The organism is Streptomyces sp. NPDC048295 (assembly GCF_040652135.1).
Lineage (GTDB): Bacteria > Actinomycetota > Actinomycetes > Streptomycetales > Streptomycetaceae > Streptomyces.
Genome location: NZ_JBEZLL010000035.1, coordinates 36,598 through 52,664, shown reverse-complemented (window position 1 = coordinate 52,664; position 16,067 = coordinate 36,598). Strand labels below are relative to the sequence as shown.

Sequence of the window (16,067 nt, the reverse complement as noted above, 5' to 3'; positions counted from 1 at the left end):
ATTGTGGTGCGTCGGGGGCTTGTGGTGCGTCGGCGGCTTGTGGTGAACCGGCGGCTTGTGGTGGTTGGGCGGGCAGTCCGGCTTGTGGTGCGTCGGGGGCTTGTGGTGCGTCGGCGGCTTGTGGTGAACCGGCGGCTTGTGGTGGTCGGGCGGGCAGTCCGGCTTGTGGTGCGTCGGCGGCTTGTGGTGCGTCGGCGGCTCGTGCGGCGGTTGGGCCGGCGGCGGAGTCTCGTTCCCGCCGGACTCGTTGCCGCACTCGTTGCCGAACGCGGGGTTCAGCAGCCCGACGACGTCGACGGTGTTGCCGCAGACATCGACCGGAACGTCCACCGGAGCCTGGACGTTGTTGCCGGACAGCACCCCGGGGGAGCCGACCGCGCCGCCCTCGGCGCTCGCCTCCTGGCTTCCGCCGCCCTGGCCGTCCTCGTTCGCGCACTTGTTGCCGAACGCGGGGTTCAGCAGCCCGATGACATCGACGGTGTTGCCGCAGACATCGACCGGCACGTGCACCGGGACCTGCACGTTGTTGCCCGAGCCGACGCCGGGCGAACCGACGGCCGCGCCGTCGGCGGAGGCATCCGCGAAAGCGTATCCACCGGCTGAGGTCAGGATCCCTGACGCCGCCGCCATCACCAGCACGCTCTTACTCAAGGCTTTTCGCATCGATTGCCCCTTCTTAGGACATTCCGTGCGAGCAGAACGCTCGCAGTTCATTCATCAGGTCGGTGCGAGCACTGCCGGGAGACGACTCCGGCGGTGCCCGTGCGTGACTCGGCCAGCGGCGGTTACGGAAAGCGCGGAGACCGTGAAGACATGTGTTTCATGTGGGGTTCCGCGCTTCTGCCGGTCAAGCGCCCGAACCTGCACGCCTGTGTCACTCATAACGAGGAGAAATTGTTGAGGAAACTCGACAGGTCGTGGAAATTCTGTGATCACTCGAATGGGCGACATATATATGCCTGTTCGGGCCCCGGCGACGTGTACGTGCGTTCGTTTTGCTGCGCGGCGAAAAAGGGTCGCCGGGCGTCGGGATGCGGTCGGTCGGGCCGTTTCCGTCCGGTGTGCTCCTGGAGTGCTGTTTCGCACGGCCGTACGTACGCCTCTGGCATTCGGGTGAATGGAGAGAACCAAACGCCCGGTCACGAGTTGGTCAGGGGGCTCCGGTACGGGGCATCCAGTACGAGAAGGGTTAATCGTGATCAAGAAGGTTCTGGCTACGGGTGCCGTTGCCGCCTCCATCCTCGGTCTGGGCGCGACGCAGGCCATGGCCATCGGTAACGACGGCGGTACGACCTCGGTCAACGGCAACGGAGCCTCGCAGTCGTTCGGCAACGCCGAGACCCACGGTGACGGCAGCCCTCAGTTCGGTCTGGTCCAGGGCAGCCTGAACAAGCCGTGCATCGGCCTGCCGGCCAAGGCCAACGTCGGCTCGCTCATCGGCCTGATCCCGGTCGCGGTCCAGGACGTCAACGTGCTGTCCTCGCCGCAGAACCAGCAGTGCACCGAGAACTCCACCCAGGCCAAGGGCGACGAGCCGCTGTCGCACATCCTGGACGGCATCCCGGTGCTCTCCGGCAACGGCGCCGGCAACAGCTGATCCGCAGCTGATCCAGCCGTAGACGACAGGCCCGGGCCGCAGGCGTTCCTCCTCCGCGCGGCCCGGGCCTGTTGCTGTCGTCCCCCGGAACCGGCACATCGGATGGTCGGAAGACCTTTCCGGTGACATCGGGTGATCGATGTTGCATCGTTCGGGCGGTCTTTCAAAAATCTTCTGCCGGAAGAGTTTCGAATACCGTCTGAAATCGTTACGAATTACACCGACGGAGTTACGAGTGAGCAGGATCGCGCTCGTGCGGCACGAAAGACGTTGCCGCTCCGGACTCCGTCAAAGAAAGGGAACAACGTGAAGTACACCAAGGTTGCCGCCATCGCCGCCGGAACCCTGATGGCGATGGGCGCTGCCGCGCCCGCTTTCGCCGACTCCGGTGCCGAGGGCGGCGCTGCTTTCTCCCCGGGCGTGGTGTCCGGCAACGACATCCAGGTCCCGGTCCACGTTCCGGTCAACCTGTGCGGCAACACCGTCGACGTGGTCGGCCTGCTCAACCCCGCTTTCGGCGCCAACTGCGGCAACGTCTGACCTCTGGTCGGACGGGCGGAACGCTCATGTCCGGAAGGCCCCGGACCGCATTCGATGCGGTCCGGGGCCTTCCCCCTTTCTCCTCCGGCATTCGATCGGGTGGTCCCGCAGAAAAAGCAACGCCGTCCAGTTGCCGTGTCGCAACCGCATCGTTACCCAGGGTGAAAGCGGCAGAAGGCACGGCTAAAGAAGGCTCGTGCGGCGCGGGTGCGCGACCGAAACAGATGCCGCTGCAGAAGGGAACCCGAAAGTGAAGTACGCGAAGACTGCTGCGTTCGTTGCCGGTTCCGTGGTTGCTCTCGGAACGGCTGCTCCCGCCTTCGCCGTCACCAACGCCACGGCCCCCAACTTCAGCCTCAACGGAGGCGTCAACCAGGTGGTGGAGAGCGCCCCGCAGGCCGTCGACCCGGTCGTCGACACGGTCGGCGGCGCCGCGGAATCGGTACAGAAGAACGGCACCGTCACCAAGCTGGCCGGCCAGGCCACCGGCGCCGCCAAGGGCGCGGCCCCGCTCATGGGCGGCCTGCCGCTCGGCGGCTGATCCGTCGCGCTGCGGCAGTTTCCCGCCGGTCCCCGGCCATTCCCATTCCTCCGGTGCGGCGAATTCGGCGAACAACCGAACGTAAAAGCACCGTTCGAGTGAATCGGCACAACCATCCCCGTTGTCGTGAGTTGATCAGGGCGCTCCGGACAGGCGGGCAACAGAAAACCCCAGAAGGGCAATTTCATGATCAAGAAGATTATGGCCTCGGCAGCCGTCGCTGCCTCGATCGTCGGCGTCTCCGCCGCGATCGCCCCGCAGGCCATGGCCATCGGCAACGACGGTGGCACGACGTCGGTCAACGGCAACGACGCCATCCAGTCGTACGGCAACTCCGCCACCCACGGCGACTGGAGCCCGCAGTTCGCGCTGATCCAGGGCTCGCTCAACAAGCCCTGCATCGCGCTGCCGGCCAAGGCCAACGTCGGTTCGGTCCTCGGGGCCATTCCGATCTCGGTCCAGGACATCAACGTCCTGGCCTCGCCGCAGAACCAGCAGTGCACCGAGAACTCCACCCAGGCCAAGGGTGACGAGGCCCTCTCGCACATCCTGGACGACATCCCGATCCTGTCCGGCAACGGCGCCGGCAACAACTAGGGCCGTACCGCTCCGGGTGCTCCTCGCCGGTTGTCCGAACCGGCAGGGAGCGCACCGCGGGCAGCTTCGCGCCCGTCTGTACGCAGTACCGAAACACCCGTGGGGTCGGCACATCCGCACGGCAGCCGGTTCCCCGGCCGCCCGGATGCGCCGGCCCCACCGGTGTGTCCGGCCCGGCACGGGCCCCTCGAAGGGGCGGGCGGACTGGGCCGGTTGCCGTAGTGCCGGAAGACGTCACCCGCCGCACCGGGTAGGGGCCACTCATGGACCAGTACGACAGTCAGCACCCCCGCGACCGGCAGCAGCACGCACAGGACGGCACACCCATCTACGACCGGCTGCTCGCCGAGTGGCGGGCGGCCCACGGCAGCCCGGATCCGGCCCCGCCCGCAGGGCCCGAGCGGCCGTGCGCGGGAAGCCGGGTCCCGGCGGCCCGCACCTCCGGCGAGGCTGTCGACGGGTGACCGAAGATGGTCGAACTCATGCCGGATCGAACCCGTTTGAGTGGTACTGCGGAACCGACGCTTCCGTAGCGGGTTGATCAGTACGTTCCACAACGGGACGCTCCGAAAGGTGAAGCGTGATGAAGAAGATGATGGCCGGCGCAGCAGTGGCCGTGTCCCTGGTCGGTCTGTCCGCCGCAGCGGCCCCCGCGGCCATGGCGATCGGCAATGACGGGGGCACCACGTCGGTCAACGGCAACGGCGCCGTGGACGAGTTCGGCAACAGCGTGACCCGGGGCGACGGCAGCCCGCAGGTCCAGCTCGTCCAGGGCACGCTGAACAAGGCCTGCGTCGGTCTGCCGCTCAAGGCCAACGCCGGTTCGCTCGTCGGTCTGCTGGTGCCGGTCGCGGTCCAGGACGTCAACGTGCTGTCCTCGCCGCAGAACCAGCAGTGCGCCGAGAACTCCACCCAGGCCAAGGGCGACGAGCCGCTGTCGCACCTCGTCGACGACATCCCGGTGCTCTCGGGCAACGGCATCGCCAACGACTGACGTGCCTGACGTGCGGGCTGCCCGGGGATCCGTCCCGCGGCCGCCCGCACCGAGGCGCGCAGCGCCGCACAGCAGGATCCGGGGCACCGCCTCAGGGCTCCACGCATGAGGATGCCCACCGCACCACGGGGGGCGGTGGGCATCCGGCGTTCCGGGGCGGGTCAGCCCAGGCTGCGCACCGGAAGGACGCAGTGGGCGGCGGTCGTGATGACCTCGGGGTCGGCCGCGAAGGACCGCAGCAGTTCCTCGCTCACCGGCCGGCCCGGTGCTCCCTGGGGCCACGGGCGGGTGGCGAACATCGCGTGCACCTCGCCCCGCCGGCCGGCCGCCGCCAGCCACTCGGGCGGTGCGGGGTACTGCGCCGTGAAGTGCGGCATCGTCAGGACCGCCTGGCCGGCCTGGACGAGCAGCTTCACGGGGAGGCCCGGGTTCTCGGCGGCGTACACCGGACCGCTGCCGACGGGGAGTCCACTGCGGTCCAGGGCCACGCGCATGGCGGCCTCGCCGGCCGCGGGGCCGTCCGTACCGTCGCCCAGCGAGTAGACGAGAAGGAAGGCGACGTCGTGGCCGTCGGCGGGGTGTTCGCCGCTCCATCCGATCAGTGTGATCGTGCCCAACTGGGCTTGTGTGAACGTGCCGGTGGGGGTCTGGGGTGTGGTCATGCTCGGCACCATAACGGCCACGGACCGGTCGTTGTGCATGTGTATCACCTGATCGAGGGAGATAGCCGGATATCTCCGGTGGACGTGGCCCGAATCGTCTCCGCCCGAGGGCTGGAAACGGCCTCGATCAAATGTGTTGAGCCGCCCGGCGTGGACGGACTAGGGTGTCCACTGTTCCGGACGGCGTGGATCAACCACCGCTGTCGGTCCCGTGCTTGAACCAGGAGGTGAGGATCGTGATGACTGTCGCTGCGATGGGCGCTGCCCACAACTCGAAGAGCATCGTTCCCACCCCCGTGGTCGCCGGCTGACCTACTCCGTAACTCTCCGCGCCCGTGTGCGCGTTGCCGGGGCCACCCCTTTGAAGGGTTTCCCTTGTCTTTCCCGTCTTTTCCGTCCGTTTCGTCTCTTCAGGGCCCGTCCGCGTCGCATCCGCTGTCCCCGTACGGCTGGGACGACGCCTGGGCGGCCGCATTCGCACCGTACGCCGAGCAGGGTCTGCTGCCCGGACGCGTGGTGCGGGTGGACCGCGGCCAGTGCGATGTCGTCACCCCGAACGGCACACTCCGCGCCGACACCGCCCTCGTCGTCCCGCGCGATCCGATGCGGATCGTCTGCACGGGCGACTGGGTCGCCGTCGACCCCGACGGTGATCCGCAGTTCGTACGGACGCTGCTGCCGCGGCGTACCGCCTTCGTCCGCTCGACGTCCTCGCAGCGCTCCGAGGGCCAGGTGCTCGCCACCAACGTGGACCACATCGTCATCTGCCTCTCGCTCGCGGTCGAGTTCGACCTGGGGCGGGTGGAGCGCTTTCTCGCGCTCGCCATGTCCAGCTCCAGCGGCGCCGCGCTGCTGCGGGACGGCGGACCGGCCGGTGACGGCGTGGCCGAGCCGATCGTTGTGCTGACCAAGGCCGACCTCGTGCCGGACGCGGCCACCCTGTCGTACCTCGTCCAGGACATCGAGGGCGTCGCGCCCGGTGTGCAGGTGCTGACCGTCAGCTCCGCCACCGGGGAGGGGATCGATGTCTTCTCCGCCGTCGTCTCGGGCGGCACGAGCGTGCTGCTCGGGGCGTCGGGTGCGGGCAAGTCGACCCTCGCCAACACCCTGCTCGGCCATGACGCGATGGAGGTGCAGGCCGCGCGTGATGTCGACGGCAAGGGCCGGCACACCACGACCACCCGCAATCTGCTGCTCCTGCCCTCCGGGGGCGTGCTGATCGACACCCCCGGACTGCGCGGGGTCGGGCTCTGGGACGCGGAGGCCGGCGTCGGCCAGGTCTTCTCCGAGATCGAGGAACTGGCCGAGCAGTGCCGCTTCCACGACTGCGCCCACGAGTCGGAGCCCGGGTGCGCGGTGCTCGCCGCGATCGAGGACGGCTCGCTGCACGAACGGCGCCTCGACAGCTTCCGCAAGCTGCTGCGCGAGAACCAGCGCATCGCCGCCAAGACCGACGCCCGGGTGCGCTCGGAGATCCTGCGCGGCTGGAAGCGCAAGGGCGCCGAGGGCCGGGCCGCGATGGACGCCAAGCGCGGCCGGTTCCGGTAGGGGCGGTTTCCCGGCCCGCGGCCGCCTTGGCCGCGGGCCGCCGGTCCACGTCCGAAAACCGCCAGTTCGGCACCGGCGGGTGCCGCACACTGGACGGTGTGATGGACGAACGGACCAGATACGAGGCGGTGAGCAGCCGCGACGCGCGTTTCGACGGGGTCTTCTTCTTCGCGGTCGAAACGACCGGCATCTACTGCCGGCCGAGCTGCCCCGCCGTCACGCCCAAGCGGCAGAACGTCCGCTTCTACCCGACCGCGGCCGCCGCGCAGGGCAACGGCTTCCGGGCCTGCCGGCGCTGCCGCCCCGACGCCGTGCCGGGCTCGGCCGACTGGAACGTCCGGGCCGATGTCGTGGGCCGCGCCATGCGGATGATCGGCGACGGTGTGGTCGACCGGGAGGGCGTGCCCGGTCTCGCCCACCGGCTCGGCTACAGCTCACGTCAGGTGCAGCGGCAGCTCAACGCGGAGCTGGGCGCCGGTCCGGTCGCGCTGGCCCGCGCCCAGCGGGCCCACACCGCACGCGTGCTGCTCCAGACGACCGGGCTGCCCGTGACGGAGATCGCCTTCGCGTCGGGCTTCGCCAGTGTGCGCCAGTTCAACGACACGATCCGGCAGATCTACGCCCGTACGCCGAGGGCGCTGCGGGCCGAGGCCGGTACGGGGCTGGGAGCGGCGGTCCGCGAGGCGCGGACCACCGGGATCCCGCTGCGGCTCGCCCACCGGGGGCCGTACGCCGCCCGCGAGGTCTTCGATCTCCTGGCCACCGAGACGGTCGCCCGGATCGAGGAGGTCAGCGGTGCGGCCGGGGCCCGGACCTACCGGCGCACCCTGCGTCTTCCGTACGGCACGGGCATCGTGGCCGTCGACGAGCGGTCCGCCGGGTCCTGGCTGGACGCCCGGATCCACCTCACGGACCTGCGGGACCTGACGACGGCGGTACAGCGGCTGCGGCGGCTCTTCGACCTGGACGCCGATCCGTACGCCGTCGACGAGCGGCTCGGCTCCGACCCGCTCCTCGCGCCGGGCGTCGCCGCCCGTCCGGGGCTGCGTTCGCCCGGTGCCGCGGACCCGGAGGAGTTCGCCGTACGGACGCTGGTCGGCCGGGAGGCGGCGGAGCGGCTGGTGGAGACGTACGGGAAGGTGCTGGACGTGCCCTGCGGCGGGCTGACGCATGTGTTCCCGGAGCCGGGTGCGCTGGCCGGTGCGGCGGACGGTCCGGAGCTGCGGGCACTGGCGGGCGCGCTGGCCGACGGGGACGTACGGCTCGACGCCGGGGCCGACCGCGACGAGGCCGAGCAGGCGCTGCTGCGGCTGCCGGGGATCGGCCCGGCAGCCGCGGCGCTCATCAGGATGCGTGCCCTCGGTGACCCGGACGTGGATCCGGACGGGCGGCCCGAGGCGGAGCGGTGGCGGCCCTGGCGTTCGTACGGGCTGCGCCACCTCGCGCTGTTGTGAGCGGGGTCAGGCAGGCAGGCCCCAGCGCGGCGCGGGTGCGTTCGCCGGCACCGGGCGGACGGTCAGGTCGGGGCGGTCGCCCCGCGCCGTGATCAGCGCCGATTCGCCCTTGCGCAGGCGGATGCGTACCGTGCCCCCGGCCGTCTCCTCGTGAGCGAGCGGCCGTCCGTGCCGGTCCCGGATCTCCACCGGCCCGTCGATGCCGTGGCGTACGACGCAGGGTGCGCCGGCTTCGCTGGTCAGCCGCACCCAGCGGGTCCGGCCCTCCTCGCGCACCGCGCTGAGCAGGAACGCGCCCTGGGTCCGGAAGTCGTGCACGGTCAGCTCGCGCCAGGCGGCCGGCAGCGCCGGGAAGACCCTGATCGTGCCGCCCCACGACTGGCAGACCATGTCGTGCAGGGACTGGGCCGCCGAGAGCGGGGTCTCGATGACCGGGCCCGACTCCTTGTACATGGTGTTCGCCTGGATGAAGCGGCTCATCAGCTGCCCGAGGTACTTCAGCGCGTCCTCGCCCTTGCCGAGCAGCGCGGACATCGAAGCGGCGCCGGTGAAGGTGTAGCCCTGCAGGGCGCCTTCGAAGCCCACCCAGTGGGCGAGGGACTTCTCGATCAGGGCGCGCTCACCGGCCGTCGCGCCCGTCAGCTCGTACAGCGGGTACACCGCGAGCATGTGCGAGTAGTGGCGGTGCGACTTCGCGAACGGGACCCCGGCGCCGATCATGAACCCGTCGGCGTCGACCGGGTAGGGCGCGAGCCTGGCCAGGACCTCCTGCCAGCGGGCCGTCAGCGGGTCGCGGACGTCGAGCTGTCCGGCCGATTCCAGCAGGGTGCGGCAGCCCCAGCGCAGCAGCATGAGGTCGTAGTTGCAGTCCGGGGCGTTGACGCCGTACTCGGGGGAGAACGTCGCCGGGAGGTGCAGCCTGCCGTCGGTGCCGGGCGTCAGGAAGTGCAGGTAGTAGTTGACCGCCTTGCGCAGCAGCGGGAACAGCGTGTCGCGCAGGATCGACTCGTCCATCGTGTGCCGGTAGGAGAGCCAGACGTTGTGCAGCGCCCAGGTCAGATTGCCGACCTCGGGGGTGGGCGGGTCCTGGCCGGGGATGCCGACCCCGTAGCCGCCGTCGGTGACCGAGGCGCCGTTGACCAGTTGGGGGTCGGTGGTGCGGGGGATGCCGGCCGAGTCGGCCCGGTAGGGGGCGGCGACCTCGCGCGAGAGCTGGTCCCGGAATTCACTCAGGGCCCGGGTGACCGCGTCGAGTTCCAGGTGGTTGGAGCCGTGGATCAGCCAGTACTCCAGCTGGACGTTGAGGTTCCACCAGGTGTTGGGCCAGGGCGTGGGCTCCAGCCAGGGGCCGGAGGTGGCCATCACCGGGGCGTCCTTGCGGGCCGCGGACGCGGTCTTGTAGAGCTGGATCCAGTAGAAGCGCTGCAGCCGGGCGTCGGGCAGGGACAGGAAGCTCTTCCGGTAGAACCGGTCCCACCAGGTGCGATGGGGTGCGGCGAGCGGGCCGTACGGGAGCGCGGAAGCGGCCTTGACGGTACGCAGCGCACGGTCGCGGGCCGTTGTCGCGGGGTGGGAGTGGGCGACCGTGACGTACAGGGTGCGGCTGTCGCCCCTGGTGCGTTCTCGCCAGGCGGTGACGTGCTGACCGCCCGCGAGCAGTGGCTGGACGGCGGCGGTGGTGTCGCCGTGCTGTTCGGTCACCGCGGGAGGGTTGCCGGTGTAGCCGTCCGGCAGGGGCTTGAAGGCGGCTCGCGGGCTGATCGCCTCGGCCGGGTGGAAGACCCAGCGGAAGTCCCTCTCGCCCGCGCTCGGGGTGACCTCCACGGCGAGCAGATCGCTGGTGGAGTGGACGAGGGCGCGGAGCTTCAGAGTGCCCGCGGTCGTGGTGATCGTGCCTTCGAGCTGGGCGGTGCGCAGCCGCATCCACCACTCGACGCCCGTGATGGTGCCGGCCGGTTCCAGGGTGAAGTGGCCGATGGGGAGGCGCGCGAGACCGAAGAGCGAACCGAACTCGGGGCGGTGGTCCTGGACCTCGGAGTGCTGGACGTTGAAGCGGACGGCCCGGGTGGTGGCGCCGGGCTCCGCGTAGATGCCGGATCCGAGGCGGCCGTTGCCCAGGTACGGGCCCTCGTACCAGGTCGTCGGCAGCTTCTGCCAGAGGAGGTCGGCGTCGTCGAGCACCGTGCGCCAGCTGTCACCGGGGGAGTGCACGGTGGTGGACAACGGGGCGGCGGGAGCCGGTGTCGCCGGGGTGGCGGCCGAGGCCGGGGCGGCCGTGCCACCGGCCACGAGTGCGCCGCCGATCGCGGTGCCGGTGGCGAGGACCGTCCTCCGGGAGGGGGACGGCCGGGAAGGGGACGGTGACGAGGCTTCGGTGCGGGGCGTGCGGGAGGGGTCCGGTGCTGTGGGCAAGGCATCTCCTGGCGACTCGTACGCAGGCGCTTCAATTCATCCGAGCTATTCCTTGAGGGAAGGTAGGCGCGGGGCATTGCTGCGTCAATGGAGCCGCAGAGATCCGATGTGTTTCCGTGTATCTGGACACAGTCCAGCGGGATGCGTGGCGGTCAGGTCCAGATCACCGCGCCCAGCCAGGCCCCCGCCACCAGGAGGCACGCGTAGAGCTCCACGAGCACCGCGTAGCCGGTCGCCCGCATCACCGAGCGCACCGAGGCCCAGCCCGCCCCGCGGCTGCCGAGCCGCAGCCGCTCCGCCCCGTAGACGGCCCCCACGTACCCCACCGCTCCGCCGATCACCGGCACCACGAAGAAGCCCACGATCGCGCCGATCCCGCCGAGCATCAGCGTCCTGCGCGGCGCCCCCGTCTCGTGCGGGCGGCGCGGCGGCAGCAGCGGCTTCAACGCCTGGTTCAGCAGCAGCAGCGCTGTCGCACCCATGAGTACCCCCCAGGCGACCGGCGTCACGTCGGTCAGCGCCCACCACAGCACGGCGGCCCAGACGATCGCCTGGCCCGGCACTCCCGGCACCAGCACGCCCAACAGGCCGAGGAGCATGACGAGGCCGACGGCGACGAGTTGCCACACACCCATCTGACCAGCCTGCCGGAGTCCGGCCGGTCCCGCCCGTCAGCGCCCGCGGGGCCGCTCAGGCCCGCGGCGTGCGGGACACCCAGCCCCGTTCGTACGCGTGCCAGCCCAGCTGCAGCCGGGTGGAGACGCCCGTCATCTCCATCAGGCCCTTCACCCTCCGCTGTACGGTCCGCAGTCCCAGCTCCAGCTGTTTGGCCACGCTCGCGTCCGTCAGCCCGGCCAGCAGCAGCGAGAGGATCTCCAGGTCCGTCGGATCGGGGCCGGTGACCTCCTCCTGGGGCCCGCCGCTCTCCCCGAGTCTGAGCGGCATCGCCTCGCGCCACACCGCCTCGAAGAGTCCCATCAGCGACTCCAGCAGCCCGGAGGCGTGGACCACCAGGGCGGCCGGCTCGGCGCCGCGACCGGTCAGTGGCACCATCGCCAGGGCGCCGTCCGCGACGACCAGCTTGGTCGGCACCCGGTCGATGACCCGGCACTGCTCGTTCCGGCTCAGCGCCGCCGACAGCTCCAGGATCCCGAACGGCATCGAGAGCGTCTCGCGCTCGACCACCACCCGGTACGTCACCCCGCGCGTCGCGGCCCGCTCCTCGGCCTCGTTCTCCATTCCGCTGACGGCGATCGGCTTCCCGGTGACCAGTGCGCACACCTCGCTCGCCGCACCGAGCTGCAACTGGTGGAAGCGGTGCGACACCGCGCTCGCCCCCGTCACCACCTCGACCAGATCGTGCACGGCCGGTTCGGCGGCATCCGCCCGGTACTCCTCGGCGAGCAGCGCCGCCGCCAGCTCCGCCTGCTCCAGCTCATGGCGCTGCTGGGTCAGCAACGCCCCCAGTGCCACGCCCGGCGGCGCCGCCACCCAGCGTCCGGTGCGGGCCGATGCCTGCGCGGCCAGGCCGTGCTGCTCCAGCCTGCGCAGGGCCCGCTCGGTGTCCGGCTCGGGAAGGCCCAGCCGGTGCGCGAGATCGGGGACCTCCGCGGCTCCCACCGCCACGAGCGCGCGGTACGCCGACTCCTGTATCTCGTCGAGACCTATGGCTCCCAGCATCCCCGGCCCCCTCCTGGACGCACTGATTCCGCACGATGTCGTTGCCGTCGGGTGTCCGGCCATGGCGGAAAGCGGCCACGGCGTAAACCCGCCGTGTACATCATCCCTTTAACGCTCTTCGCTCTGCCAATGTGGCGCCACCGCAGTACCAACAACCTCCGGAATGCTGCGGTTTGCGCAGGTAGGTTCCGGATTCACTTGGGGAGAGCGATGCGTCCGATATCGCGTACGGCACTGGGAGCGGCCACCGCCGCGGTCCTCGCCGTCACCGCGATCGCACCGTCCGCGGCAGCGCCGCAGGACGACGCGACGGGTAGGAGAGCGCTGACCGGCAGTTCGGCCGCCGGGGCCGAGAAGGACAAGTCGGTCACCGTGACTCTGGTCACCGGTGACAAGGTCCTGGTGGGCAGGGACAGTTCGGGGGCCGCCTCGGCCACCGCGCTGCCCCGCGAGGACGGCACCGTCCCGCTGGTGCAGACCAGGCAGTCCGGCAAGGACCTCTACGTCTACCCCGAGAGCGCCGCCGCCGCGCTGGCCGCGGGCAAGGTCGACGAGGAGCTCTTCAACGTCACCGGCCTCATCCGGCAGGGCTACGACGACGCGCACACCAAGTCCCTGCCGCTGATCGCGGTTTACGGCAAGGACCGGGCCCGGTCCACCTTCGCCACCCCGCGCGGCGCCAGGCGCGGACTCGCGCTCGACGCCATCGGCGGTGTTGCGCTCAAGGCGGAGAAGGAGAAGGCCGCCGACTTCTGGGCGGACGTCACCAACACCCGCTCCCGCTCGGCCTCCGGCCCGCAGAAGCTCTGGCTCGACCGCAAGGTTCAGGCCACTCTCGACAAGTCGACCAAGCAGATCGGCGCCGACCTGGCCTGGGCCGCCGGATACGACGGCAAGGGCACCAAGGTCGCCGTCCTCGACACCGGTGTCGACGCCGAACACCCCGACCTCAAGGGCCGGGTCGCCGCCTCGGAGAACTTCACCGACTCCGACTCCACCGACGACCGCCAGGGCCACGGCACCCACACCATCTCCACCGTCGGCGGCTCCGGCGCGGCCAGCGGCGGCAAGAAGAAGGGCGTCGCCCCCGGCGCCGACCTGCTCGCGGGCAAGGTCCTCAACGACAGCGGCTCCGGCGCCGAGTCCTGGATCATCGCCGGCATGCAGTGGGCCGTCGACCAGAAGGCCGACGTCGTCTCCATGAGCCTGGGCAGTCCCGAACCGACCGACTGCACCGACCCGATGAGCGTCGCGGCCGAGGAACTCGCGCAGAACAAGGGCACCTTGTTCGTGATCGCGGCCGGTAACTCGGGCCCGACGTTCAACACCGTCTCCTCGCCCGGCTGCGCCCCGAGCGTGCTGACCGTCGGTGCCGTCGACCGCGACGACACCACGGCCCGGTTCTCCAGCCGCGGCCCGGTCATCGGATCGCACACCCTGAAGCCCGAGATCGCCGCCCCCGGCGTCGCCATCTCGGCCGCCGCGGCCGGTGGCCGCGGCATCTACGCGTACCAGACGATGTCCGGCACCTCGATGGCCACTCCGCATGTCGCGGGCGCCGCAGCCATCGTGAAGCAGCGTCACCCGGACTGGACCGCCCAGCAGATCAAGGCGGCGCTCGTCTCGTCCGCGAAGAGCGACATCCCCGGCGACGTACGCGAGACCGGCGGCGGCCGCCTCGACGTCAAGGCCGCCATCGACACCACACTCGTCGGCGCCCCCGCCATCCAGGGCGGCACCTACAACTGGCCGCAGGACCGGACCGACCGCACCACGGTCGGCGTCCCGTACACCAACTCCGGCACCAAGCCGGTGAAGCTGTCGCTGAGCGTCCAGGGCGTCACCGGCAACGACGGCTCGGCCGTCCGTTCCTCCGTCGCGAAGCTCGACACGGGCACCGTCACCGTCCCGGCCGGAGCCACCGTCGAGGTCCCGCTGAAGATCGACCCGACGGCGAAGCTGAAGGCCGCGCAGTACGGGGACGTCACCGGACGCGTGCTGGCCACCGGCCCCGGCGGCGCCAAGGTCTCCACCCCGTTCTCGCTGTACGTCGGGGCGGAGACCGTCACGCTGCGGGTCAAGGTCGTCGACGGTGCCGGCAAGCCCGCCGCCGGTTTCTCCTCGCTCGACGTGATCGGCACCGACACCTCCAGCGGCGAGCGCCGCTTCAACGAGGGCTCCACCGACCAGGTCTACCAGCTGCGCCCCGGCGCGTACTTCGTCTCCGGCTTCGTCACCACGCCCGACCCGAAGGACGCCACCGGCAACCTGGACGAGTCCGTCGCCTACCTCGCGCGGCCCCAGGTGAACCTCACCAAGGACACCACCCTCGTCCTGGACGCCCGCAAGGCGCACCGGATCCAGGTGAAGACCGTGGACCGCGCCTCCGAGAACCGCTCGACGACGCTCTCCTTCGGCCGGACCTGGGACGATGTCTGGCTGCACTCGGGCTCCATCACCGGCGGCTCCACCGTCGGGAACTACCTGGCCGACGTGCAGGGCAGGGCGAGCGACGGCGACTTCGAGTTCGCCAGCTTCTGGCGTGCGTACGCCCCGCAGATCGAGAAGCTGTCGGTCGTCGGCGGCATCGGACTGCACCCGAGGGCGGCGAGCACCGGCTCCGCCAACCTCGACGGCACCGGCGAGGCCGCCCTCGTCGACGCCGGCACCGGCACCCCCGACGAACTGAGGGCCGCGGACGTCACCGGAAAGATCGCCCTGGTCCAGGTCGGTGACGACAGCAACAACGTCTACGCCCAGGTGCGCGACGCCAAGGCCGCCGGCGCCAAGGCCGTCATCGCCCACCGTCCCTCCGCGGGACCCTGGCAGCCGTCCATCGGCTACGCCCCCTCGACGCTGCCCGCACTCGGCATCGAGTCGAGCGAGGCCGACGCGCTGAAGGCCGCCCTGGCCGACGGCCCGGTGGAGCTGAGCTGGAAGGCCACCGCGGTCAGCCCGTTCGTCTACAACCTCGCCTTCCCCGAGACCGGCCCGGTCACCTCGGACCGCACCTACAAGGTCCGCGACAGCGGGCTCGGCAAGGTCACCGCCAACTACGAGGCGATGGGCCTCGCGGCGGACTACCTCGACACGATGATCATCAACCGGCCGTACGGCGGTGCTTTCTCCGCCGCCACCGACTACGTCGCCGCCCCCAGCACGCGCACCGAGTACTACTCGGCGGGCGACACCGCGTGGGTGCGGTACCTCTCCTCCAGCTTCCCCTGGGGCGAGCTGATGGTCGACCAGCCGCGCACCTACACGGCCGGTTCGAAGCGTACGGAGAACTGGTACCGGGGCATCCCCGTCCCCGCCGCCCCGCGTGACGCCGCCGGCAAGCCCCAGCTCGCCGCCGAGCGCCAGGACAACCTGATCGGCGTCGCCCCGGGCTTCTGGAGCGACAGCGAGCACGCCGGTCTCCAGGGCTCCTTCGGAGACATGGGCAACATGCGGCTGAGCAGCGGCGGCAAGGTGATCGGCGAGAGCGGCTGGCCGTCCGGGGTGTTCACCGTCCCGGCGGAGGACGCCGCTTACGAACTCACCATGCAGACCGCCAGGTTCGGTCAGCCCGCCGCCGTGTGGAAGCGGTCCACCAGCACCGAGACCACCTGGAAGTTCCGTTCGAAGCGGGACGAGAACGCGTACTCCCAGGGCATCCCGCTGCTCTTCCCGGGCTACGACCTGCCGGCCGACGGACTCAAGACCCTGGCGGCGCAGGACGGCCAGAAGATCGGCCTGAGCGTCACCGGTCACGCCGGCTACACGCCCGGCAAGCTGACCGCGGCCAAGGTCTCGTTCTCCTACGACGACGGGAAGACCTGGACCGAGGCGGCCACCGCACAGCACGACGGCCGGTGGACCGCGACCGTGAACCACGCGGGCGCGGCCGGCAAGCCGGTCACCCTGAGGACCGAACTGACGGACGCCAACGGCAACTCCGTCGTCCAGACCGTGACCGACGCGTACGCCGTGCGCTGATCACGACCCGACCGGGCTGCCGGGCGTCCTTCCCGTGGGGGGTGGGGACGCCCGGCGGACCCAT

General features: G+C 70.8%; 14 protein-coding genes. 9 read left to right on the top strand and 5 right to left on the bottom strand.

The window, feature by feature from the left end; genetic code table 11:
* Positions 1 to 663, bottom strand: a 663-nt coding sequence (locus AB0D53_RS36225) for a chaplin (RefSeq protein WP_362453611.1), incomplete at its 3' end; no start/stop codon positions are given.
* 532 nt (positions 664 to 1,195) lie between these two features.
* Between AB0D53_RS36225 and AB0D53_RS36220 the strand changes: the two genes are divergently transcribed.
* From AB0D53_RS36220 to AB0D53_RS36195, 6 genes are all read left to right on the top strand, one after another.
* Positions 1,196 to 1,597 (top strand): rodlin, encoded by a 402-nt coding sequence (locus tag AB0D53_RS36220; protein ID WP_362453610.1) that lies wholly within the window; start codon positions 1,196 to 1,198, stop codon positions 1,595 to 1,597.
* 306 nt (positions 1,598 to 1,903) lie between these two features.
* Positions 1,904 to 2,137 (top strand): chaplin, encoded by a 234-nt coding sequence (locus tag AB0D53_RS36215; RefSeq protein WP_362453609.1) that lies wholly within the window; start codon positions 1,904 to 1,906, stop codon positions 2,135 to 2,137.
* 250 nt (positions 2,138 to 2,387) lie between these two features.
* Positions 2,388 to 2,678 (top strand): hypothetical protein, encoded by a 291-nt coding sequence (locus tag AB0D53_RS36210; protein WP_329819730.1) that lies wholly within the window; start codon positions 2,388 to 2,390, stop codon positions 2,676 to 2,678.
* 186 nt (positions 2,679 to 2,864) lie between these two features.
* Positions 2,865 to 3,275, top strand: coding sequence for a rodlin (locus AB0D53_RS36205; RefSeq protein WP_362453608.1), 411 nt, complete (start codon positions 2,865 to 2,867; stop codon positions 3,273 to 3,275).
* Between the two features lie 263 nt (positions 3,276 to 3,538).
* The gene (locus AB0D53_RS36200) at positions 3,539 to 3,739 is read left to right on the top strand and encodes a hypothetical protein (RefSeq protein WP_362453607.1); all 201 of its coding nucleotides are present in this window, start codon (positions 3,539 to 3,541) and stop codon (positions 3,737 to 3,739) included.
* Between the two features lie 119 nt (positions 3,740 to 3,858).
* Positions 3,859 to 4,269 carry a rodlin gene (locus AB0D53_RS36195; RefSeq protein ID WP_362453606.1) on the top strand — a complete coding sequence of 137 codons (411 nt, stop codon included), beginning with the start codon at positions 3,859 to 3,861 and terminating at the stop codon, positions 4,267 to 4,269.
* Positions 4,270 to 4,430: 161 nt separating this feature from the next.
* Here AB0D53_RS36195 and AB0D53_RS36190 read toward each other — a convergent pair whose 3' ends face one another.
* Positions 4,431 to 4,931, bottom strand: a complete 501-nt coding sequence (locus AB0D53_RS36190; RefSeq protein WP_362453605.1) for a DUF5949 family protein — start codon at positions 4,929 to 4,931, stop codon at positions 4,431 to 4,433.
* Positions 4,932 to 5,306: 375 nt separating this feature from the next.
* Between AB0D53_RS36190 and rsgA the strand changes: the two genes are divergently transcribed.
* The gene (gene rsgA / locus AB0D53_RS36185) at positions 5,307 to 6,479 is read left to right on the top strand and encodes a ribosome small subunit-dependent GTPase A (protein ID WP_362453604.1); all 1,173 of its coding nucleotides are present in this window, start codon (positions 5,307 to 5,309) and stop codon (positions 6,477 to 6,479) included.
* Between the two features lie 101 nt (positions 6,480 to 6,580).
* Complete coding sequence (locus AB0D53_RS36180; protein WP_362453640.1) at positions 6,581 to 7,933, top strand: AlkA N-terminal domain-containing protein; 1,353 nt, start codon at positions 6,581 to 6,583, stop codon at positions 7,931 to 7,933.
* Positions 7,934 to 7,939: 6 nt separating this feature from the next.
* Here AB0D53_RS36180 and AB0D53_RS36175 read toward each other — a convergent pair whose 3' ends face one another.
* From AB0D53_RS36175 to AB0D53_RS36165, 3 genes are all read right to left on the bottom strand, one after another.
* On the bottom strand, positions 7,940 to 10,345 hold the full coding sequence (locus AB0D53_RS36175) for a glycoside hydrolase family 95-like protein (protein ID WP_362453603.1): 2,406 nt from the start codon (positions 10,343 to 10,345) through the stop codon (positions 7,940 to 7,942).
* Between the two features lie 152 nt (positions 10,346 to 10,497).
* Complete coding sequence (locus tag AB0D53_RS36170) at positions 10,498 to 10,980, bottom strand: DUF456 domain-containing protein (protein ID WP_362453602.1); 483 nt, start codon at positions 10,978 to 10,980, stop codon at positions 10,498 to 10,500.
* 55 nt (positions 10,981 to 11,035) lie between these two features.
* Complete coding sequence (locus AB0D53_RS36165) at positions 11,036 to 12,025, bottom strand: helix-turn-helix domain-containing protein (RefSeq protein WP_362453600.1); 990 nt, start codon at positions 12,023 to 12,025, stop codon at positions 11,036 to 11,038.
* 210 nt (positions 12,026 to 12,235) lie between these two features.
* Between AB0D53_RS36165 and AB0D53_RS36160 the strand changes: the two genes are divergently transcribed.
* The gene (locus AB0D53_RS36160) at positions 12,236 to 16,003 is read left to right on the top strand and encodes a S8 family serine peptidase (protein ID WP_362453599.1); all 3,768 of its coding nucleotides are present in this window, start codon (positions 12,236 to 12,238) and stop codon (positions 16,001 to 16,003) included.
* Positions 16,004 to 16,067 lie beyond the last annotated feature (64 nt).